Origin of the sequence: Reinekea forsetii (assembly GCF_002795845.1) — a bacterium.
GTDB lineage: Bacteria > Pseudomonadota > Gammaproteobacteria > Pseudomonadales > Natronospirillaceae > Reinekea > Reinekea forsetii.
The window spans coordinates 2,728,537-2,745,979 of record NZ_CP011797.1 but is presented as its reverse complement, the minus strand read 5'-3'; the positions used below and the strand labels follow the sequence as shown (position 1 = coordinate 2,745,979).

The 17,443-nt window shown below is 51.0% G+C and carries 17 protein-coding genes; 7 read left to right on the top strand and 10 right to left on the bottom strand.

Annotation, left to right across the window (positions count from 1 at the left end):
• Positions 1-27: 27 nt before the first annotated feature.
• Both REIFOR_RS12585 and REIFOR_RS12580 read right to left on the bottom strand, forming a co-directional pair.
• Positions 28-1,218, bottom strand: a complete 1,191-nt coding sequence (locus REIFOR_RS12585) for an FG-GAP repeat domain-containing protein (RefSeq protein ID WP_227003837.1) — start codon at positions 1,216-1,218, stop codon at positions 28-30.
• A gap of 226 nt (positions 1,219-1,444) precedes the next feature.
• Positions 1,445-1,861, bottom strand: a complete 417-nt coding sequence (locus tag REIFOR_RS12580) for a rhodanese-like domain-containing protein (RefSeq protein ID WP_100257895.1) — start codon at positions 1,859-1,861, stop codon at positions 1,445-1,447.
• Between the two features lie 343 nt (positions 1,862-2,204).
• On the opposite strand from REIFOR_RS12580, the gene REIFOR_RS12575 reads away from it, so the two are divergent.
• Entirely contained in the window at positions 2,205-2,540 is a 336-nt protein-coding gene (locus REIFOR_RS12575) for a hypothetical protein (protein ID WP_100257894.1), read from the top strand.
• 161 nt (positions 2,541-2,701) lie between these two features.
• Here REIFOR_RS12575 and REIFOR_RS12570 read toward each other — a convergent pair whose 3' ends face one another.
• From REIFOR_RS12570 to REIFOR_RS12545, 6 genes are all read right to left on the bottom strand, one after another.
• On the bottom strand, positions 2,702-4,015 hold the full coding sequence (locus REIFOR_RS12570; RefSeq protein WP_100257893.1) for a TRAP transporter large permease: 1,314 nt from the start codon (positions 4,013-4,015) through the stop codon (positions 2,702-2,704).
• A complete protein-coding gene (locus REIFOR_RS12565; RefSeq protein ID WP_227003682.1) occupies positions 4,015-4,479 on the bottom strand; it encodes a TRAP transporter small permease in 465 nt (154 codons plus the stop codon). The genes REIFOR_RS12570 and REIFOR_RS12565 overlap by 1 nt, the downstream gene beginning before the upstream one ends.
• A gap of 121 nt (positions 4,480-4,600) precedes the next feature.
• Complete coding sequence (gene dctP, locus REIFOR_RS12560) at positions 4,601-5,620, bottom strand: TRAP transporter substrate-binding protein DctP (protein ID WP_100257891.1); 1,020 nt, start codon at positions 5,618-5,620, stop codon at positions 4,601-4,603.
• A 105-nt stretch (positions 5,621-5,725) separates the two neighbouring features.
• A complete protein-coding gene (gene leuD, locus REIFOR_RS12555) occupies positions 5,726-6,385 on the bottom strand; it encodes a 3-isopropylmalate dehydratase small subunit (protein ID WP_100257890.1) in 660 nt (219 codons plus the stop codon).
• The gene (gene leuC, locus REIFOR_RS12550; RefSeq protein WP_100257889.1) at positions 6,382-7,806 is read right to left on the bottom strand and encodes a 3-isopropylmalate dehydratase large subunit; all 1,425 of its coding nucleotides are present in this window, start codon (positions 7,804-7,806) and stop codon (positions 6,382-6,384) included. The genes leuD and leuC overlap by 4 nt, the downstream gene beginning before the upstream one ends.
• A gap of 119 nt (positions 7,807-7,925) precedes the next feature.
• Positions 7,926-8,717 (bottom strand): GntR family transcriptional regulator, encoded by a 792-nt coding sequence (locus tag REIFOR_RS12545; RefSeq protein WP_100257888.1) that lies wholly within the window; start codon positions 8,715-8,717, stop codon positions 7,926-7,928.
• A 347-nt stretch (positions 8,718-9,064) separates the two neighbouring features.
• Here REIFOR_RS12545 and REIFOR_RS12540 point away from each other — a divergent pair, with 347 nt between their 5' ends.
• From REIFOR_RS12540 to REIFOR_RS12520, 5 genes are read left to right on the top strand one after another with little or no spacing between them, the layout of a single operon-like run.
• Entirely contained in the window at positions 9,065-9,952 is an 888-nt protein-coding gene (locus REIFOR_RS12540) for an isocitrate lyase/PEP mutase family protein (RefSeq protein WP_100257887.1), read from the top strand.
• A gap of 45 nt (positions 9,953-9,997) precedes the next feature.
• The gene (locus tag REIFOR_RS12535) at positions 9,998-10,663 is read left to right on the top strand and encodes an isochorismatase family protein (protein ID WP_100257886.1); all 666 of its coding nucleotides are present in this window, start codon (positions 9,998-10,000) and stop codon (positions 10,661-10,663) included.
• A 22-nt stretch (positions 10,664-10,685) separates the two neighbouring features.
• Positions 10,686-11,624 (top strand): polysaccharide deacetylase family protein, encoded by a 939-nt coding sequence (locus REIFOR_RS12530; protein ID WP_100257885.1) that lies wholly within the window; start codon positions 10,686-10,688, stop codon positions 11,622-11,624.
• A gap of 1 nt (position 11,625) precedes the next feature.
• Entirely contained in the window at positions 11,626-12,552 is a 927-nt protein-coding gene (locus tag REIFOR_RS12525) for a polysaccharide deacetylase family protein (protein WP_100257884.1), read from the top strand.
• Complete coding sequence (locus REIFOR_RS12520) at positions 12,549-13,952, top strand: FAD-dependent oxidoreductase (RefSeq protein WP_100257883.1); 1,404 nt, start codon at positions 12,549-12,551, stop codon at positions 13,950-13,952. Before REIFOR_RS12525 ends, REIFOR_RS12520 begins: the two co-directional genes overlap by 4 nt.
• Positions 13,953-14,017: 65 nt before the next feature.
• Here REIFOR_RS12520 and REIFOR_RS12515 read toward each other — a convergent pair whose 3' ends face one another.
• Positions 14,018-15,244 (bottom strand): CaiB/BaiF CoA transferase family protein, encoded by a 1,227-nt coding sequence (locus tag REIFOR_RS12515; protein ID WP_100257882.1) that lies wholly within the window; start codon positions 15,242-15,244, stop codon positions 14,018-14,020.
• Positions 15,244-16,419, bottom strand: a complete 1,176-nt coding sequence (locus REIFOR_RS12510) for an acyl-CoA dehydrogenase (RefSeq protein ID WP_100257881.1) — start codon at positions 16,417-16,419, stop codon at positions 15,244-15,246. Before REIFOR_RS12510 ends, REIFOR_RS12515 begins: the two co-directional genes overlap by 1 nt.
• 130 nt (positions 16,420-16,549) lie before the next feature.
• Between REIFOR_RS12510 and REIFOR_RS12505 the strand changes: the two genes are divergently transcribed.
• On the top strand, positions 16,550-17,440 hold the full coding sequence (locus REIFOR_RS12505) for a LysR family transcriptional regulator (protein ID WP_100257880.1): 891 nt from the start codon (positions 16,550-16,552) through the stop codon (positions 17,438-17,440).
• Positions 17,441-17,443 lie beyond the last annotated feature (3 nt).

Genomic DNA, 17,443 nt, shown 5'->3' with positions numbered 1-17,443 from the left:
GGTTAGATTGGTCTGCTACGCGCTTTTTTAGCGCGTAAATTCGCCATTGCCATTATTAAGCCAAACCAAGGCAGGGGAGTTGTTGTCTTCAATAATGTCTAAATAGCCGTCATTGTTATAGTCTTGAATACGAATCCAATCGATCCATCCATTCTCGGTAGAACTATTTTCAGCTATATTGCTCGTGCTATCGCTGAACTGCCGGTCACCATTGTTCTCAATGAGCTGGAGATAATATCCGACATAGAAATTGTCATTTCCGCCGCCTGTGCGCGTCAAGACAATATCGCTCCGACCATCGCCATCTAAATCCTCTGCATCGATATCGAGAATGACACCTTGTCCTACCACCTCAGGTAACAACGTTTTGTTGGTGGCCAGGTAGGTACCGCTAGCGCTGCCCCAATAGATAACAGTCGCCATAGTTTCAAACTCATGGCCGGCCGCTATGAGATCGATATAGCCATCCTGATCGATGTCGATCAGCTCAGAGGTATAGAATTGTTGGTTGTTGAGTTCCGAAGTCAACCTGGCCAAGTCCTGAGTAAAGCCGCCAAGCCCGTCATTGATCAACATAAACGGCACTTTTGTGTCGCCGATGAGGATATCAAGGTCGCCGTCATTGTCGATGTCGGCTGAGGCGGCAGAATGAAAGAATCCGCTATAAGCTTCAAGACTTGTGCTGTACTCAAGCCCATTGGCCGTTGTGAGAAAGAGCAGTGGGCGCTCGCCAGGGAAGGGCGGTTGGTCATAGCCATGGCCAACGACTAGAATGTCGAGTTGGTCATCGCCGTTATAGTCGCCCAAAATAGCTTTGCGTGGATGAATGACACCCGGCTCAGATCCGTGAATTAAACTTTTATCCAAGGTGAAATTTCCGGCGCCATCGTTGAGATGAATTTCCACTGCGCTGGGCAGATCGGTGCCATTGCCACCGGATAGAAAGATATCCACATCACCATCGCCATCGAAATCGGCATAGGCCATCGCATGATAAAAACAACTGCAGGGCGAACCATTAATGCCACCGCGCCGGTCGACATGCAAGGTTGTTTTCTGCAGTTGATAGGAGCTGACGTTGTCTATGCTGACCTTGTCGACGCTGACCTCAGATGTCGTATCCGATTCGCTAAGGAGAACACCATCAGAGGCATCTTCGCCGGCAACGTTGCAGCCGGTAAGCACGATGAGGCCTAATATTTGAATAAGATCTGCCATCTTGCGCACAATCGATACTCCACTGCTGTATTTGTTGAGGTCCTAGCCAAGCCGATAGGGTTTGAAGGCCGACTACAAATATTATATTACTAAAAAGAGAGCCTGGTGCTAAAACCTATAGGGGCCATTTTATCATCCTGGATCGGCGGCCCGCTAAAGTCTGCCATCGCCTCCGGTCAGAGGATAAACGATCCTTAAGGCCGGGAAACGGGTGTGCTCTGCATATTTAATCGCCACTATCCTGCCCTGCAAGCCACATCAGATAGCCGCCCCACAACACCTTGATATTGTCACGCCCGGCAATTTTTAATGAGAACTGGGCTTTAGAAGACAGCAGGCCGGTGTCGCAATAGAGCACCACAGGCCGATCAGTTGGTATTTCAGCACGGCGAGCGAGTATTAGACGCCATTCAATATTGAGTGCGCCTGGAATATGACCGGAATCGTATTGTGCTGGGTTTCTGGTATCGATATAGAGAATATTGGTCGATTCGATCGACGCAAGCTGCTCCGTTGATATAGAACCCTCACCGTAGTCGGCGAAATCCAAATAATCCTGCATTGCCGCGACGGCCGGATTATCGTCAGCATGTGACAGTCCGATGGCAAGGGCCAGTAACGCGAGGCTAAGAGTTGTAGTCATAAATAGGGCCCTATAATGCTAGGTATAATAGGCTTATCGATCCGAAGTTTTTTCAGCAAGGGGGCGTCTTGAATCGGATCCAATTGGCCTGCCTTTATCCAAACTACCTTCGATGGTGTGCCAATATACAGCCTTCAGCACGCCAGATGCACCCTATCTATGCAATCCATTTTGAAATCCATCCCTAAAGACAAGATGAAAATCATCCTAAAAGTATATTATTTTGGTTGCCTTAGCGTATACAGGTAATCAATATATTTTAATCCGCTTGGCGTCTTAATCCGTTCTTTATCTTGGCAGGCTCTTTGCTGATTAAGTAAGTGCAAACATGGAGGATTTAAGCATGGAGAGCTCCTGGGTACTGAAAAGAGAGGCGGTGCAACTGGCCAAGGAATGCATCGCAACAGTGCAGCAACAGCTCGGGGTGCGCCTGAAGTTGGCACATCCAGAATTTTTGGGCCTGTTGGGAGATTATGTCGATTTACTCGAGGATCAAACCTTCAAGCATAACGTGACGAAGCTTTATGCCTTTGCCGGCTTGGATCCGACTTTTAATGTCGAGCCCAGGCAAGCAGAGGACCCAATCGAGCTGGTTGAATATCTTGGCAGGTCTTACCCGCGCTTCAAAGGCAACAGGGAGTTTAAAAGCCTGTATCGTGGCCAGCCAGTCTATGCCTAACTCAATAACACCGATTGCAACGAATACGATAATATGAAACCGCAGCATAAACGGCTGTTTTGCCGGTAGAGTAGCCACGCAAGGGTGAATATCAAGGATACGGTATTTTAAATCGCACCCCGCAGACAGCCGGGCGGCGCGCTAGCACAGCAAACAATGCGTTAGTTCATAAAGCTGGGTAGCCAAAGTGCGATACTGGGGAAGATGATCATCAGCAATACCAAGAATAGCGAGCAGAAAATGAATGGCATGGCTGCTGAGTAAATTTCGCCCATCGTGGTACCCGGTGGTGCGACACCTTTCATAACAAACAACAATAGGCCGAAGGGCGGTGTGGTAAAACCAATCTCCAACGCTAATAGCATTATGATGCCAAACCAAACCAGGTCGAAACCGAGCGTCTCCGCTAATGGAAAGAAGAACGGTACGGTTAACATCATTATGGAAATTTGCTCCATAAAGGTGCCTAACAACAACAGCACGCCGAACATGGCCAAGAGCATGAAAATGGGGGTTAGATCGAAACTGGTCGCCCAATAAATCAGTCCGCTTGACGCGCCGGAGAAGGCCAGTAACTGACTAAAGGTTGCCGAACCAAAGACGATCAAATAAGCCATAAGGGTAACCTTCAGGGCACCAATTATAGATTGTTTGAAGGCCTGCCAAGTCATGCAGCGGTAGATGAAACCCAGTATGACCACACCCAGGGCGCCAAAGGCTGCAGACTCCGATGGCGTTGCGAAACCGGTTAGCATCATGATTACAATTATAACCATCACGCTAATCATCGGAATGACATCCGTAGTAATCAGTTTTAGTTTGCCTAACAAAGAGATGGCCGCAACCTCATAGGCGGGGGCGGCATCGGGATCCAGTTTGGTGTGAATGAAAATGGTTAGTACGTAAAAGCTGGCCAATATGAGGCCAGGGATTATGCCGGCAATCAACAGTTTAGCAATATCGACCTGTGCCAAGGTCCCCAGCAGTACCGCCAAGGCCGACGGCGGAATGATGATTGCGAGCCCTCCGGTGCCCAATATTGGGCCAATCGACATGTGTTTCTTATAGCCGCGCCGCTCCATCTCCGGCACTAACAATGACCCCATTAAGGCCGTAGAGCCCATGGACGAACCGCTCAGTGTCGAAAATGCGGTGCCGCCAACAACGGTCACATAGGACAGGCGCCCCGGTACCTTGCCCATTAGGCGGTCAATGGCATTGAACATCTTCATGCCCAGACCCGTTTGGAAAAATAATTCGCCCATTAACAGAAAGAGCGGAATAGGGACTAGGCTGAACTTAGACAGACCACCAAAGCCATTATTAAGCAGCTGTGTGACACCGTTTTCGCCGCCCATGAAATACCAGGAGCCAATAACGTTGGCCCCTAAAAATGCAAACGCAATGGGCATGCCTGCGCCCATAAAGAAAATTATCATCGACAGTAAGAATGTCAGTGCAAGATACCATTCCATTATTCATGCACTCCCGCTTCACCAACATGCATGATATTTTCGCCAAAAACAAATTTGGAGAACTCAGTCGCCATTGCCAAGAAGGTAATGGGAAAGACAATGGTCAAAATCCATTTCGGTACAAAAAAAGCTCGGACATCATAATCGCTGCGTGAAATATTGGTTTGCACCAGGTCAAAACCTTTCCAAGCCAACACCAGGCATATAATTACGCAGCCTAGAGCGACTAAGCGACTGTGGATCGACAATATTTTCGGCGGCATCATGGCCGTCAATAATTCAATGTGAACATGGCCCTGTTCTCGGACTAACCAAGGCGCACCCAATAGGGTTAGATAAAAGAGGGAATACTCTGTAGAGACAAAAAACCAGGCAGATGGTTGGCCTCCCAGGTTTCTTATGAGTACCGACAGTACAATACCGACCATAAGCCAAACCAGCATTAGGCCAGAGGTTATGGCCATTAGGTCAATAAAACCTTTATATATTTTTAAGGCGATTCTCATAAGAAACCCATCTTTTTTTAAAAAACCAAAAAAGTTCAACCGTAGCCGGTTGAACTTTTAGTAGAAGCCTTAGACAGTATTAATCGAGTTTGTTGAATTTCTCGACCAAGGTATCGTAATGCTTGAGACCCATTGGATGGCGGGACATCTGGCTAACCATGCGCTCCCAGGTTGCTTCACGAGCTGCTTGGGAAAACTGATCACGAACATCACCAGTCAAGTCAACAATCTTCATGCCGTCTGCGACCATTTCGGCTTTTTGTGTGTCGCCTAGGCTCGCCAACGATAGGGCGCTGTCGCGCTCATGCTCAATGGCTACTGCTTGGAGGATTTTTTTCGATTCAGCACTCAATTCATTCCAAGCGTCTATATTAATAATTACGCCCATATCGGTTGAAAAGAAAGACGGTTCAATCCGATAGTTCAAGAAGCGGTCCCAGTTCAGGTCTTTTAGGCCAATCTGAGTCCAACCGGTGGCGTTCACGACATTTCGTTCCAAACCGGCATAGACATCCGTTGTTGGCATGCTGATTGGCTCTGCACCTAGGTAACTACGGAAAAACGCATCATAAACGGCGTTGCTTCTTAGTTTTAGGCCTTCCAGGTCAAGTTTCCCATCCGCTCCGATCTTTGGCTCATTTACGGTGTAAAGGTTATAACTCACTCCGCTGTCGAACCAGCCAAGGTAGTAAACGCCCATCTTCTCTTGGTGTATTTCATTTAACAAGTCGATGCCACCGCTTTCTCGAGCATAGATGCCGTTGGTGTTTGAGGCGACCATGATGTCACGCTCAGGGATGGTGCCACCATAAAAGCTTGCAGCGGTGTAGGCCATATCGACCACGCCGTTACGCACTGCGTCTGGCTGTTCACCCAAGCCTATAACCTCTGGACCACCCTTGACGTCAATCTGGATGACGCCCTTGCCGCGTTCATTGAGCTTGTCGACAAAACTCAAGAAGCTTTTGGTATAGATTAACGAGGTGTTGAATGCATGCACTGCGGTAATGGTATCTTCAGCAAAGGTCTTTGCCGAAAAAGACATCGCCGATACCAAGCCAATAGCAATTGCCGTTTTATTAAAGATTGAATGTCTCATTCTGTTGTCCTCTAGTTATTATTATTCTCAGTTGAATCAAGTTAAACCAAGGCTCGGTCGAAGCTGACTGCATTAGAGTTTTGATGGTCTTTTCACTGGTGCGTTTTAATTATTAACTGCCAATATAGTATTATCCTGAGGCGTTACCGCCCATGGAGAACGCAATTGATAGTCGGTGTAAAACTGAGCAATGTTTTCGCTGTAAGCCTGCGTTAACTCTATGTCATCCCACCCGTTGAGCAGTTTAGAGCGCCAAGCGGATTTAATCTCAAACGCTATGGACCTGTCAGCGCAACGAATCTGTTTATTTTCCAAGTCAACAGAAATGATCGGGGCGGTAGTTAGCGAGCTTGCCAACTGATTTTGACAATAGTCGATCAATTTCTGCGCATCAGCCTCGGTGACTAGGGCGGGTAACAAACCATTGTTAACCGCGTTGCTGGAAAAAATGTCACCAAAACTGGGTGCGATGACACAGCGAAAGCCATAGTCAACTAAGGCATAGACTGCGGCCTCTCGCGATGAGCCGGCGCCAAAATTGCGTTTAGCCACTATAATACCGGCGTCCGCCAAGCGAGTTTGATTTAACCTAAATGCTTCTATTGCGCTGTTGTTGCTGTCAAAGCGTTGGTCGTACAGCAGGAACTGGCCATAGCCGACGCTGCGCGGCTCTTGCATGAACCTGGCCGGGATCAGCTGGTCCGTGTCGACATTGGCGGCATCGAGCGGAAAGCATTTTGCGTCCAGTTGCTTGAACGGTGTCATAGCGCGGCCTCCTGAATGGCATCTACTTGGGGCAGCTGGCGGAAGTCGGTAATGCGACCCGTTACTGCGGCCGCCGCAACCATGGCAGGTGACATGAGATGGGTGCGCGCACCAGGGCCTTGTCGGCCTTTGAAATTTCGGTTGGTTGATGAGGCGCAGCGTTCGCCGGGCCCAATCAAGTCGCCGTTCATGCCGACACACATTGAACAACCTGCTTCATGCCACTCAAGCCCAGCATTGATAAAGATTGAATCCAATCCTTCTGCCTCGGCCAGAGCCTTTACCGAGCTAGAGCCAGGCGACACGATACCGGGTATGACACATTTACGACCCTGTAGCACCTGGGCCGCACTGCGTAAGTCTTCTAAGCGAGCATTGGTGCAAGACCCGATAAATACCCGGTCAATCAGCACATCCTGCAATGACTGACCCGCCGTTAAGCCCATATAATCCAAGCTGCTGGCCCATTGTTTGGCCTTGGCCGAGTGCGCCGCATGGCTGGGGTCGGGAATTGGACTGTTTACTGAAATGGCCTCTTCCGGTGACACGCCCCAGGTGACGGTTGGGCCTATGTCCGCAGCGTTGATATGCACTTCACGATCAAAGGTTGCCTGTGCATCCGTGACCAGCCCGAGCCAATGCTGTCCGGCCTGGATAAAATCGTCTTCGCGCGGAGCGAACGCTTTACCCGTTAGATAATTCAGAGTTTTTTCATCTGGTGCGACCATGCCACAGCGACCGCCGGCTTCGATGGACAGGTTACAAAGGGTTAGTCGGCCTTCAATCGTCAACGCGCTAACGGTGCTGCCTGCATACTCAATCGCGTGTCCGCGGGCACTGTCCGCACCCAATAGCCCGATCCAATGCAGGGCAATGTCCTTAGCGGTAACGCCCTCAGCGAGCTCACCATCAATGGTAATGCGCATCTGCTTGGGTTTGGTTTGCCAAAGGGTTTGAGTTGCCAGAACGTGTGCGACTTCGGATGCGCCGATACCAAAAGCCAGTGCGCCGAGCCCGCCATGAGTAGAGGTGTGACTGTCACCGCAGACAATAAAGGTGCCTGGCAAGGTCAGGCCGAGTTCCGGACCCACCACATGGACAATGCCTTGCCGTGAATCGTGTAAATCGAACAGCCTAATGCCGTGCTCGTGCGCATTGGTGCTGAGCATTTGAATCATATTCTGCGACTTTAGCGGCAGGTCGCCTAATGAACGAGACCGAGTCGGTACATAATGATCGGCGACGCCAAAGGTTAGCTCAGGGTGGCTAACCGGCAGGCTTCTCGCCGTTAATTTGTTAAACGCGTGGAAAGAACCTTCATGGACGAAATGCCGATCGACCCACATAAGGCTTTGGCCATCATCAGCGACCTCAATTTCATGAGCCTGCCATATTTTGTCGAAAAATGTTTGTTGCGACATACTACAATTTACCCAACGCTGACGGCTAGCCGGTTTTTTGCTCGGTCTTTAAATGTATTACAAATAACACAATCAAAGGTATACCAGCCGTTCAAGGCATGTCAAGCGATGAACTCAGTTTAATCGCTCTCGCCATCGACTGTTTGCCAATAGCGTGAGTCTTCATCGCCCGCTCGACTGAGATCAATTTCAATACGGTAACGGTCTGGGCGGTACAGTGCAGTGAGGTATTCCACGCCTTGCTGATTGCGATCGATGACCACCCTGTTGAGCGAAATAAGGGGCGAACCCACGGGTACCTGCAGTGCACTGGCCACATCACTGGTCGCCAAAGTGGCAGAAATGACCTGCTTGGCCTGATCGACCAACACGCCACTGCGCTCCAGCAAAACAAACAACGGCGTCGTCGCCAAATCGCTCTCGTTGTAATGCAATGCGATGGGCTCTGGTACATGGGTGACCAGATACGAAAAGGGTTTGTCGTCGGCTGAGCGAACCCGAACTGAGCGTTGAGTTCGCTCTGATGGGCCCAGGCCAAGCCGGCTTCGGATATGTTCGGATGGTTGGACATAGGCGAATTCCAGCAATTTCACATTTGAATTCTTGCTCATCGTGACCATGTTCGGTAACAGGTTGGCCACGCTCGCCGTCATGATGGTTGCGCCGACGGGTTGTTCCTTGACCAGGGTGCCCTTGCCAGCCAAGCGCACGACTAAATTCTCGTTGGCCAACGCCTCCATTGCTCGCCGGACCGTGACTCTGGATAAGCCATGCTCTTTGGCTAGGGCGATTTCGCCGGGCAGCTTGTTGCCTGGCGCAATGCGACCGCTGACGATGGTTTCCTTGAGTAGCAAAAACAGCTGATGTGATTTAGTGGCACCTAGGCCGCGCTTTGACGCTTTAGTGTCCATTCGTTCTCCTTTTTGTACATAACTAAGTCTTGACAGCTGCATTTATTATAGACTATAAATGTATTAATAATAATACATTTAAATGTATCGATTCCGTCGGCTCAAATGCAAGCTACTGGCTACAGGCAAACTAATCCTACCTGAGAGGTTACCATCCTCAAAGGTTAATCAGATGTTGCGCACAAGCATTTGACAGCAAGCCCGATAGGCGTTTCACCATGCCGTTTAGGGTGACGAGGACTAGGCGTCCAGGTAAGTTGCCATTGGCTAGGTGGAAGTTGCTGGGTAAAAGTAGTCGATATTCTGGACGCCACAAACACCCTTATTTGTTATCAAGGTGCTCAACAATGGTCACAGTTGAAAAAAAATCCAACAACCTCAATTTAAAACAACGTCTGGCGCAGGAGCCCATTGTTGTCGCCCCGGGCGTTTACGATGCACTGAGCGCGTCACTGGCGGCCCAGGCCGGTTTTGACACCGTGTACCTGTCCGGCGCCAGCTTGGCCTATACCAAGTTGGGGCGACCGGACATCGGCCTGATGAGTGTGACGGAGATAAACGACACCCTGGCATTGATTCAGGAGCGGTGTGAATTGGACATCATAGTCGACTGCGATACCGGTTTTGGCAATGCCTTAAACGTGATCCGCAGCGTTAAAATGCTCGAGCGTTCCGGTGCCAACGCCATTCAGCTGGAAGACCAAACCTATCCCAAGCGCTGTGGTCACTTGCAGGGCAAGTCGCTCATCAGCCAAGGCGAGATGGCCGGCAAAATTAAGGCAGCCGTTGACGCTCGGTGCTCAGAAAACACCCTGATCATTGGGCGCACCGACGCCATAGCGGTGGATGGCATTGATATAGCGCTCGAACGGGCTAACGCCTATTACGAAGCCGGTGCCGATATGGTCTTTGTTGAGGGTATTCGTAACAGCACCGATATCGATCGGGTGATGTCGGCCTTCGGCAAAAAAGTGCCGATTATGGCAAATATGGTCGAAGGGGGTGATACTCCGTTGCAAGACGCCAAGCGTTTAGAAGAGCTTGGTTTTTCTTTGGTGATTTTCCCCGGCGCCCTGGTGCGAGCCTTTACCTATATGGCTAAACAGTTTTTCACCAGCTTGCATGCCAACGGCTCAACGGCGCCGTTTCGCGATCAGATGCTGGATTTTAGGCAACTAAATGAATATTTAGAGACTGATGCGATTCTCGAACTGGGTCAGAAATATGAGCGCTGATGCGCTTATAACCAACATAATTCAATGCACTAGACGGAGCGATCAATGATAACTTCAGACCAAACAGCTAGAGAGATATTTAACGAAGTCATTAATAATCCGCAACGAGTCCCGTTTGGGTTTGGTAAAAAAGCGGCGCTGATCAATATAGATCCTCAAAAAGCCTATACCCGAACTGATCTTTATAAGACCGCCTATGAAACAGATCCCAATCAACTTGGTTATACCATGGATCTGGTGAAATTATTCCGCTCGCTCAACTGGCCGGTTGTATGGACCCATGTTGCTTATATGGACTCTGCCGCAGACGCCGGGATCTGGGGCACGCGCACGGATACGCCGGACTCATTGCAGAACATAAAATTCGACTCGGCCCGAAGCGAATTTGATGATCGGTTAGACATCGATTACAAAAACGAAGCGGTCTATACCAAACGTATGCCATCGGCTTTTTTCGAAACACCCTTGCAGTCATTATTGGTTTGGCACCAGGTTGACACCCTTATTTTAACCGGAGGCTCGACATCGGGTTGCATTCGCGCTACAGCGGTCGATAGCCTATCCCGCGGCTACCGAACCATTGTTCCGCAAGAATGTGTATCGGATAAGCATGAAAGTTACCACTTCGCGAATCTGACTGACTTACATCTTAAGTATGCCGATGTCATGACGGTAGCCGATGTAATTGCTGAATTGGGCGCGCGTTCGTAAATATTGGCTAGAGGATATAGAAATGGAAAAGCTCGCTGCTTACGACTATTGGGCCTACAACAATCGACCGAAAATAAAGTGGCCCAACGGAGCCAAGGTAGCGTTTTGGGTTGCCCCGAACATTGAGTATTACGAACTGAATCCACCGCCCAACCCATCGCGCAGTCCTTGGCCACAGCCCAATCCCGCTGTACCGGGTTTTTCGATTCGCGACTGGGGTAATAGGGTGGGTCATCAACGTCAAATGGCCTTGCTCGATAAGTATAATATTCGCGGTTCTGTTTCTCTGTCGGTCGCACTGTGCGAGCATCATCCGGAAATTATTCAAATGTGCAAAGAACGCGACTGGGAATTCTTCAGTCACGGCGTCTACAACACTCGTTACACCTACAATATGAGCGAAGCGCAAGAGCGCGAGATGATCCGCGACAGTATCGAAACCATCTATAAGCACACCGGCCAAAAATGTGCCGGCTATTTGGCACCTGCCTTATCGCATTCGGAACACACCCTCGATATATTTGCCGAAGTTGGTACCGAGTTGTTTGGCGACGAAGCCGGCTACTATACCTGCGATCTGTTTCACGATGATCAACCCACACCGGTGAATACTCGCTCCGGTAAGCGCTTTATTTCCATGCCCTATTCTCTGGAAATGAACGATACCATTGTCTATGCGGTGAACAAGGTTGAGCCGCGCCAATATCTTAAGATGTTGAAACGCCATTTTGATCGACTGTATCAGGAAGGTGCCGAATCGGGCACGGTGATGTGTATTCCGACCCATAGCTACCAAGTCAGTAACGCGCATCGCATTAAGGCGTTTGAAGAAGCGCTTGAGTACATTACCGGCCACCCCGATGTTTGGGTGGCGACAGGCAAAGAGATAGCCGATTACTATTTAGCAAACTGTTACGACGACGCGAGTAGTGATATCGCGGCCAAATTGGGAGGGCGATAAGGTGGCATTACCAGATGAGTATCTAAAATACCCCATGCGCCGCTATGGTAACGACCACGATCATTACGACTGGTCGATGCTCCACGATCGCGCCCCGATACAGTGGCCTAATGGCAAGTCGCTGGCCGTATGGGTGAATACGTCGGTGCAGTTTTTCCCCTTGAATCAGCGCGGCGTACCCTTCAAGGTACCCTACGGTATGGCCATGCCGTATCCGGACCTGCGGCACTATTCGCTCAGGGACTATGGCAATAGGGTGGGTCTGTATCGCTTTTTCAAGACGTTTGAACGTTACAATATTAAACCGACCTATGCGGTTAGCGCACAGCTGGCCAATGATAACCCCTATCTCTTGGCGCAGTTACTCGACCAGAATGCCGAGCTGATCTGCCACGGTTGGAACATGGACCATCTGCACTATGGTGGCCAGGACATCAACGAGGAAGCCGAGATTGTCACCCGTGCTGTCAATAGCCTGCGGGACAACAGCAAGCGAGATATTCGCGGCTGGTTAAGCCCGGCGCGCAACCAAAGTGCCCATACGCCTGAATTGCTGCGCAAAGCAGGCATTGAATACTGTTGCGATTGGGTGAATGACGACCTGCCTTATGCCTTTAACACGCCTAATGGCCCACTGACCATGCTGCCGCTGCAAACCGAGATAGAGGACGCGCATGTTATTTGCGGCAACCTGCATTCTGAAGATGCCTGGGTGGTCCAAGTGATCGATGCGATTGATTACCTGGTGGCCGAAGCGAAACAACAAAAGAGTGGTCGGATGCTCGGTCTGAGCCTGCACCCGTGGCTGACCGGGCAACCCCATCGTATAGGCTGTTTGGAGCAGATACTGGACTATATCAATCAACACGATGATATTTGGCAAGCCTCGGCGGCAGAGATTATTCAACACAGTGGTGTACAGAAATGACCGTAATTGCCTTTGATGAAGTACAGCATCCGTTTGAAGTCAGGATACCGTTGGTGATTATCGGCGCGGGTGCCTGCGGATTGGTGGCGGCCTTGGCCGCTAAGGAATTGGGCATCGAGCTGGTCGTGCTGGAGCGGGACAATACGCCGCGCGGCAGCACCTTTATGTCCAGTGGGTTTATCCCCGCTGCGAACACTCGCTTTCAAACCGCGGCAGGTGTTGTCGATAGCCCCGGCTTAATGGTTGACGACATCCAGCATAAGAATCACAACGAAGCCGACCCCAGTATCGTTCAGGTGTTAGCAGATCAATCCGCTCGGGTCATCGAGTGGCTGGCCGACCAGCACAAGATCCCATTCGAGCTGGTCCAAGGGTTCTTGTATCCAGGTCACAGTCAAATGCGCATGCACAGTACGCCGCGCCGCACGGGTCAGGAATTAATGAGCACCTTGCTCAATGCGGCGGCCGAAGCGGGCGTTGATATTCTCACCAATGCTCATGTTACGGCCCTATATGTTGATGCGCAAAGCTGCATTCAGGGCGTTTCCTATCAACAACCCGATGGTCAGGTTGAGACCATCGGTTGTGATGCCCTGTTGCTGGCCTGCAATGGCTATGGCGGCAACAAAGCCCTGGTTGATAAATATCTGCCGCAGATGAATAAGGCGCTCTATTATGGCCATGAGGGCAATCAGGGTGACGCGGTCATTTGGGGCGAACAACTCGGCGCCAGCCTAATGGATTTAACGGCCTTCCAAGGACACGGCTCCTTAGCCGATCCACCGCAGACATTGATCTCGTGGGCCGTGATGATGCAGGGGGGGGTGCAGGTGAATACCGACACCGAGCGTTTCGCCGATGAAAACCAGGGTTACTCTGAAGCCGCGGCCAAGGTGTTAGCGCAACCGACCGGCTACGTCTTTAATATCTATGACGAGCGTATTCATCAAACCCTATTGGCGTTTGAGGACTATCAGAATGCCTTGACCACCAAATCGGTGAAGAGCTTTGCCTCACGGGCGGAACTTGCTACCGGACTGGGTTTGGACGATACCAAGCTCGAGCAGATGTTTGCGCTTATGACGCAATCGAGCGAGGCAGCCGAGCCCGATGCCTTGGGGCGTACCTTCGTACCGGAACAGCAGTTGGTGGCACCTTTTTACGCCATTAAGGTGACCGGCGCGTTGTTTCATACCCAGGGGGGTTTGGAAATAGATACTGCCGGTCGAGTGCTCTCCGCGACGGGTGATGTAATGCCCAATCTGTTTGCTGCAGGCGGCGCCGCACGCGGTGTGTCCGGTTCGAACGACACCGGTTATCTGTCGGGAAATGGCTTGTTGCACGCGGTGGTACTGGGTGCTATTGCGGGCGAGTGTGCCGCCAAAAAAGTACTCAGCTGAACTCTTCTTGGGCACACAAAAAAACGGCGAATCACTTAGCCGTTTTTTTTGCTCGAGCGAAGCCATTAGCCGATCACACCCTTCGCCTTTAATTCCTCAAAGTGCTCCGGGCTCACATCAAGTTGCGCTTTAAGAATGACCTCGGTATCTGCGCCTAAAGAGGGGCTGGCAGCGCGATATCGTATGGGCGATTTACTCAATCGAATGGGATTGGCGACCGATGGCACTTGGCCTAGGGTTGGGTGCTCAAGCGACATCTGCAAGCCGCGCGCTATAACTTGCGGGTCCTCAAACACTTGCTCCAGGCTGTTGATCGGCCCACACGGCACGGACACCTTTTCAAGCTCAACCAACCACCATTGCCGACTCTGAGCCCTGAGCACGGATTCAATCAGCGGAATCAATTCAACTCGATGCTCGACTCGCGCCTGGTTGGTGGCGAAGCGCGCATCGGCACTGAGGAATTGGCACTGCCCCACGGCACAAAAGCGCTGAAACTGACCATCGTTACCGATGGCCAGAATGAGATAATCATCACTGGTCGCAAAGGCCTGATAGGGCACGATGTTCGGATGAGAATTGCCCAATCGCCCAGGCGCAGTGCCGGTCGCCAGATAGTTCATCGCTTGGTTTGCCATGGTCGCAACCTGGACGTCCAGTAAGGCCATATCGATATGTTGGCCCAGGCCAGTGCGGTGACGGTACAGCAGCGCCGCCTGAATGGCATTTGAGGCATAAAGACCGGTCAATATATCGGTCAAGGCCACGCCAACCTTCATCGGTGCACCGTCCGGTTCGCCGGTTACGCTCATCAGGCCACCCATGGCTTGAATCATAAAGTCATAGCCGGCGCGCTCTTTATAGGGACCCGTTTGGCCAAAACCGGTGATCGAACAATAGATCAGTTTTGGGTTGAGCGCAGCCAAGCTTGGGTAATTCAGGCCGTATTTTTTTAAGCCATCGAATTTATAGTTTTCAATCACCACATCAGCCTTGCGCACCAACTCTAATACCAGTGCCTGGCCTTCGGGCTGGGTGAAATCGATCGCAATGGATTGTTTGCCGCGATTCGCGCTGTGGAAATAGGCCGCTACGCGCTCGGCCTTATCATCAGTGTCAAAAAAGGGTGGGCCCCATAGCCGGGTATCGTCGCCGACCTTGGGCCGCTCAACCTTAATAACGTCGGCGCCCAGGTCCGCCAGCATTTGGCCGGCCCAAGGGCCCGCCAGAATGCGGCTGAGGTCCAGTACTTTTATACCGGACAGTGCCCCCTCATCGGCTGGCGTAGCCATTAATAGAACGCCTGAATGCCAGTTTGCGCGCGACCCAGAATGAGTGCGTGCACATCGTGGGTGCCCTCATAGGTATTGACCGCTTCCAGGTTCATCACGTGTCGAATAACGCAGTATTCATCACTAATCCCGTTGCCGCCATGCATATCGCGGGCAACACGGGCTATTTCCAAGGCCTTGCCGGCATTGTTGCGTTTCATCAGCGAGATCAGCTCAACCGGACAGGCATCATTGTCCATCAACTGACCCATGCGCATGGCGCCTTGTAAGCCCAGGCTGATCTCGGTCTGCATGTCGGCCAGTTTTTTCTGTACTAACTGAGTCGCGGCTAAGGGCCGGCCAAATTGCTCCCGATCCATGACATAGTTTTGCGCCGCAAACCAGCACGCCTCGGCCGCTCCCATAGCACCCCAGGCAATGCCATAGCGCGCCTTATTCAAACAGCCAAAGGGGCCTGCCAAACCAGACGCATTCGGCAACAGGTTAGCCTCGGGCACGTAGACATCTTCCATCACAATTTCGCCCGTGACCGAGGCTCGCAAACTGAACTTGCCTTCGATCTTGGGTGTGCGTAAACCTTCCATGTCGCGCTCAAGAATAAAGCCGCGAATCACACCGTCGAGCTTGGCCCAGACCACCATAATATCGGCGATGGGCGAGTTGGTGATCCACATTTTAGCGCCGTTGAGGATATAGCCTTTTTCGGTTTTAATGGCCTTCGCGCTCAGGCTGCCTGGATCCGATCCGGCACCGGGTTCGGTTAAACCAAAGCAGCCAATAAACTCGCCACTGGCTAACTTAGGCAAGTATTTGGTGCGTTGCTCTTCGCTACCGTACGCATAGATAGGATGCATGACCAATGAGGATTGCACGCTCATCGCCGAGCGATAACCACTGTCTATGCGCTCTACTTCGCGGGCGATCAGACCATAGGCAACGTTGCTCGCATTAGAACCGCCGTATTTTTCCGGCAGGGTAACACCGAGCATGCCGAGTCGACCCAGTTCTAACATGATCGCCGGATCGAACTGCTCGTTGCGATTGGCCATCTGAACCCGGGGTGCTAATTCACCCTGGCAGTAGTCCTTCGCCGCGTCCATAATCATGCGCTCATCGTCGGACAATTGTGCAGTTAGGGAGAAGGGGTCTTGCCATTCGAATGGGGTAAGCGCCATAGGGGTGTTCCTTAATTAGGGTGGTTAGTTGTCTAATTATACCCCTGTTGTTAAGATATTATAATTATATTAAAAATATACCTTCTATATATTATATCAATATCCTACCGCGCGCTCTTGGACCTTTCCTATGCACCTAAATAGCATCAAACGACTGGAATATTTTAGCGACATTGCCATCAGCGGCAGCTTTTCCAAATCTGCGCAGCGCTTGGGCATCGCGCAACCGGCCCTGAGCATCGCGATAAAGAAGTTGGAAGAAGAAACCGGCTTAAAGTTGATTAACCGCGGCAACCGCACCATGACCTTGACCTTGACCTCAGATGGCAAGGTCATGCTCAAGCATGCCCATCAAATCCTGGCGGATTTGGCCGATGCTGGCCGTGAGTTGACCGAGTTACGGGGTTTGGCCAGGGGAGAAATAAACATCGGTGCGTCGGCCATGTTATCGACTTATTTCCTGCCCTCTGTCCTAATCGGCTTCAAACAGGCTTATCCGGGCGTCCGTATTCGGCTCGTCGAAGCCGGCACCCACACTCTGGAACAAATGATTGTTGACGGTGAGCTGGATATCGCCCTGCTGCAGTCGGTCCCCCCCAATGATGATATTCGTTATGCGGCCAAGTTGAGCGAACAGGTGGTCGCGTGCCTGCCGATAGATCATGAACTTGCTCAGCAGTCATCAATCAGTATCGAGCAATACAGTCAGCAACCCTCGGTGATGTTTCGTCAAGGTTACTATCTGCGCGACGCGGTTGAACAGCGGGCGCACCAGGCAAAGGTTAGCCTAAATATTCAGTTCGAAACCAATCTGATCGACCTGCTGAAGCAGTTGGTCCGCAGTGACGTTGGCATCGCAACCTGTCTCGCCATGATCGTTGAAAACGAATCGGATCTGTGTGTTCGGCCCTTTGAGCCGGCGATTCGCTTGGAATTGGCCTGGGGCTGGAAGAAGAATCACTATCTTTCAAAAGCGGCGCAGGCTTTTCTAACTTTTTATGAGAATCATGTTCAAAACTAAGAT

Bases quoted from the DNA above. Each gene is read 5' to 3' on its own strand.
- REIFOR_RS12575 (WP_100257894.1), top strand. From the start codon at position 2,205: ATGGAGAGCTCCTGGGTACTGAAAAGAGAGGCGGTGCAACTGGCCAAG.
- leuD (WP_100257890.1), bottom strand. From the start codon at position 6,385: ATGACACCGTTCAAGCAACTGGACGCAAAATGCTTTCCGCTCGATGCC.
- REIFOR_RS12580 (WP_100257895.1), bottom strand. From the start codon at position 1,861: ATGACTACAACTCTTAGCCTCGCGTTACTGGCCCTTGCCATCGGACTG.
- REIFOR_RS12510 (WP_100257881.1), bottom strand. From the start codon at position 16,419: ATGGCGCTTACCCCATTCGAATGGCAAGACCCCTTCTCCCTAACTGCA.
- REIFOR_RS12535 (WP_100257886.1), top strand. From the start codon at position 9,998: ATGATAACTTCAGACCAAACAGCTAGAGAGATATTTAACGAAGTCATT.
- REIFOR_RS12515 (WP_100257882.1), bottom strand. From the start codon at position 15,244: ATGGCTACGCCAGCCGATGAGGGGGCACTGTCCGGTATAAAAGTACTG.
- REIFOR_RS12585 (WP_227003837.1), bottom strand. From the start codon at position 1,218: ATGGCAGATCTTATTCAAATATTAGGCCTCATCGTGCTTACCGGCTGC.
- REIFOR_RS12520 (WP_100257883.1), top strand. From the start codon at position 12,549: ATGACCGTAATTGCCTTTGATGAAGTACAGCATCCGTTTGAAGTCAGG.
- dctP (WP_100257891.1), bottom strand. From the start codon at position 5,620: ATGAGACATTCAATCTTTAATAAAACGGCAATTGCTATTGGCTTGGTA.
- REIFOR_RS12540 (WP_100257887.1), top strand. From the start codon at position 9,065: ATGGTCACAGTTGAAAAAAAATCCAACAACCTCAATTTAAAACAACGT.
- REIFOR_RS12565 (WP_227003682.1), bottom strand. From the start codon at position 4,479: ATGGCCATAACCTCTGGCCTAATGCTGGTTTGGCTTATGGTCGGTATT.
- leuC (WP_100257889.1), bottom strand. From the start codon at position 7,806: ATGTCGCAACAAACATTTTTCGACAAAATATGGCAGGCTCATGAAATT.
- REIFOR_RS12530 (WP_100257885.1), top strand. From the start codon at position 10,686: ATGGAAAAGCTCGCTGCTTACGACTATTGGGCCTACAACAATCGACCG.
- REIFOR_RS12545 (WP_100257888.1), bottom strand. From the start codon at position 8,717: ATGGACACTAAAGCGTCAAAGCGCGGCCTAGGTGCCACTAAATCACAT.
- REIFOR_RS12505 (WP_100257880.1), top strand. From the start codon at position 16,550: ATGCACCTAAATAGCATCAAACGACTGGAATATTTTAGCGACATTGCC.
- REIFOR_RS12570 (WP_100257893.1), bottom strand. From the start codon at position 4,015: ATGGAATGGTATCTTGCACTGACATTCTTACTGTCGATGATAATTTTC.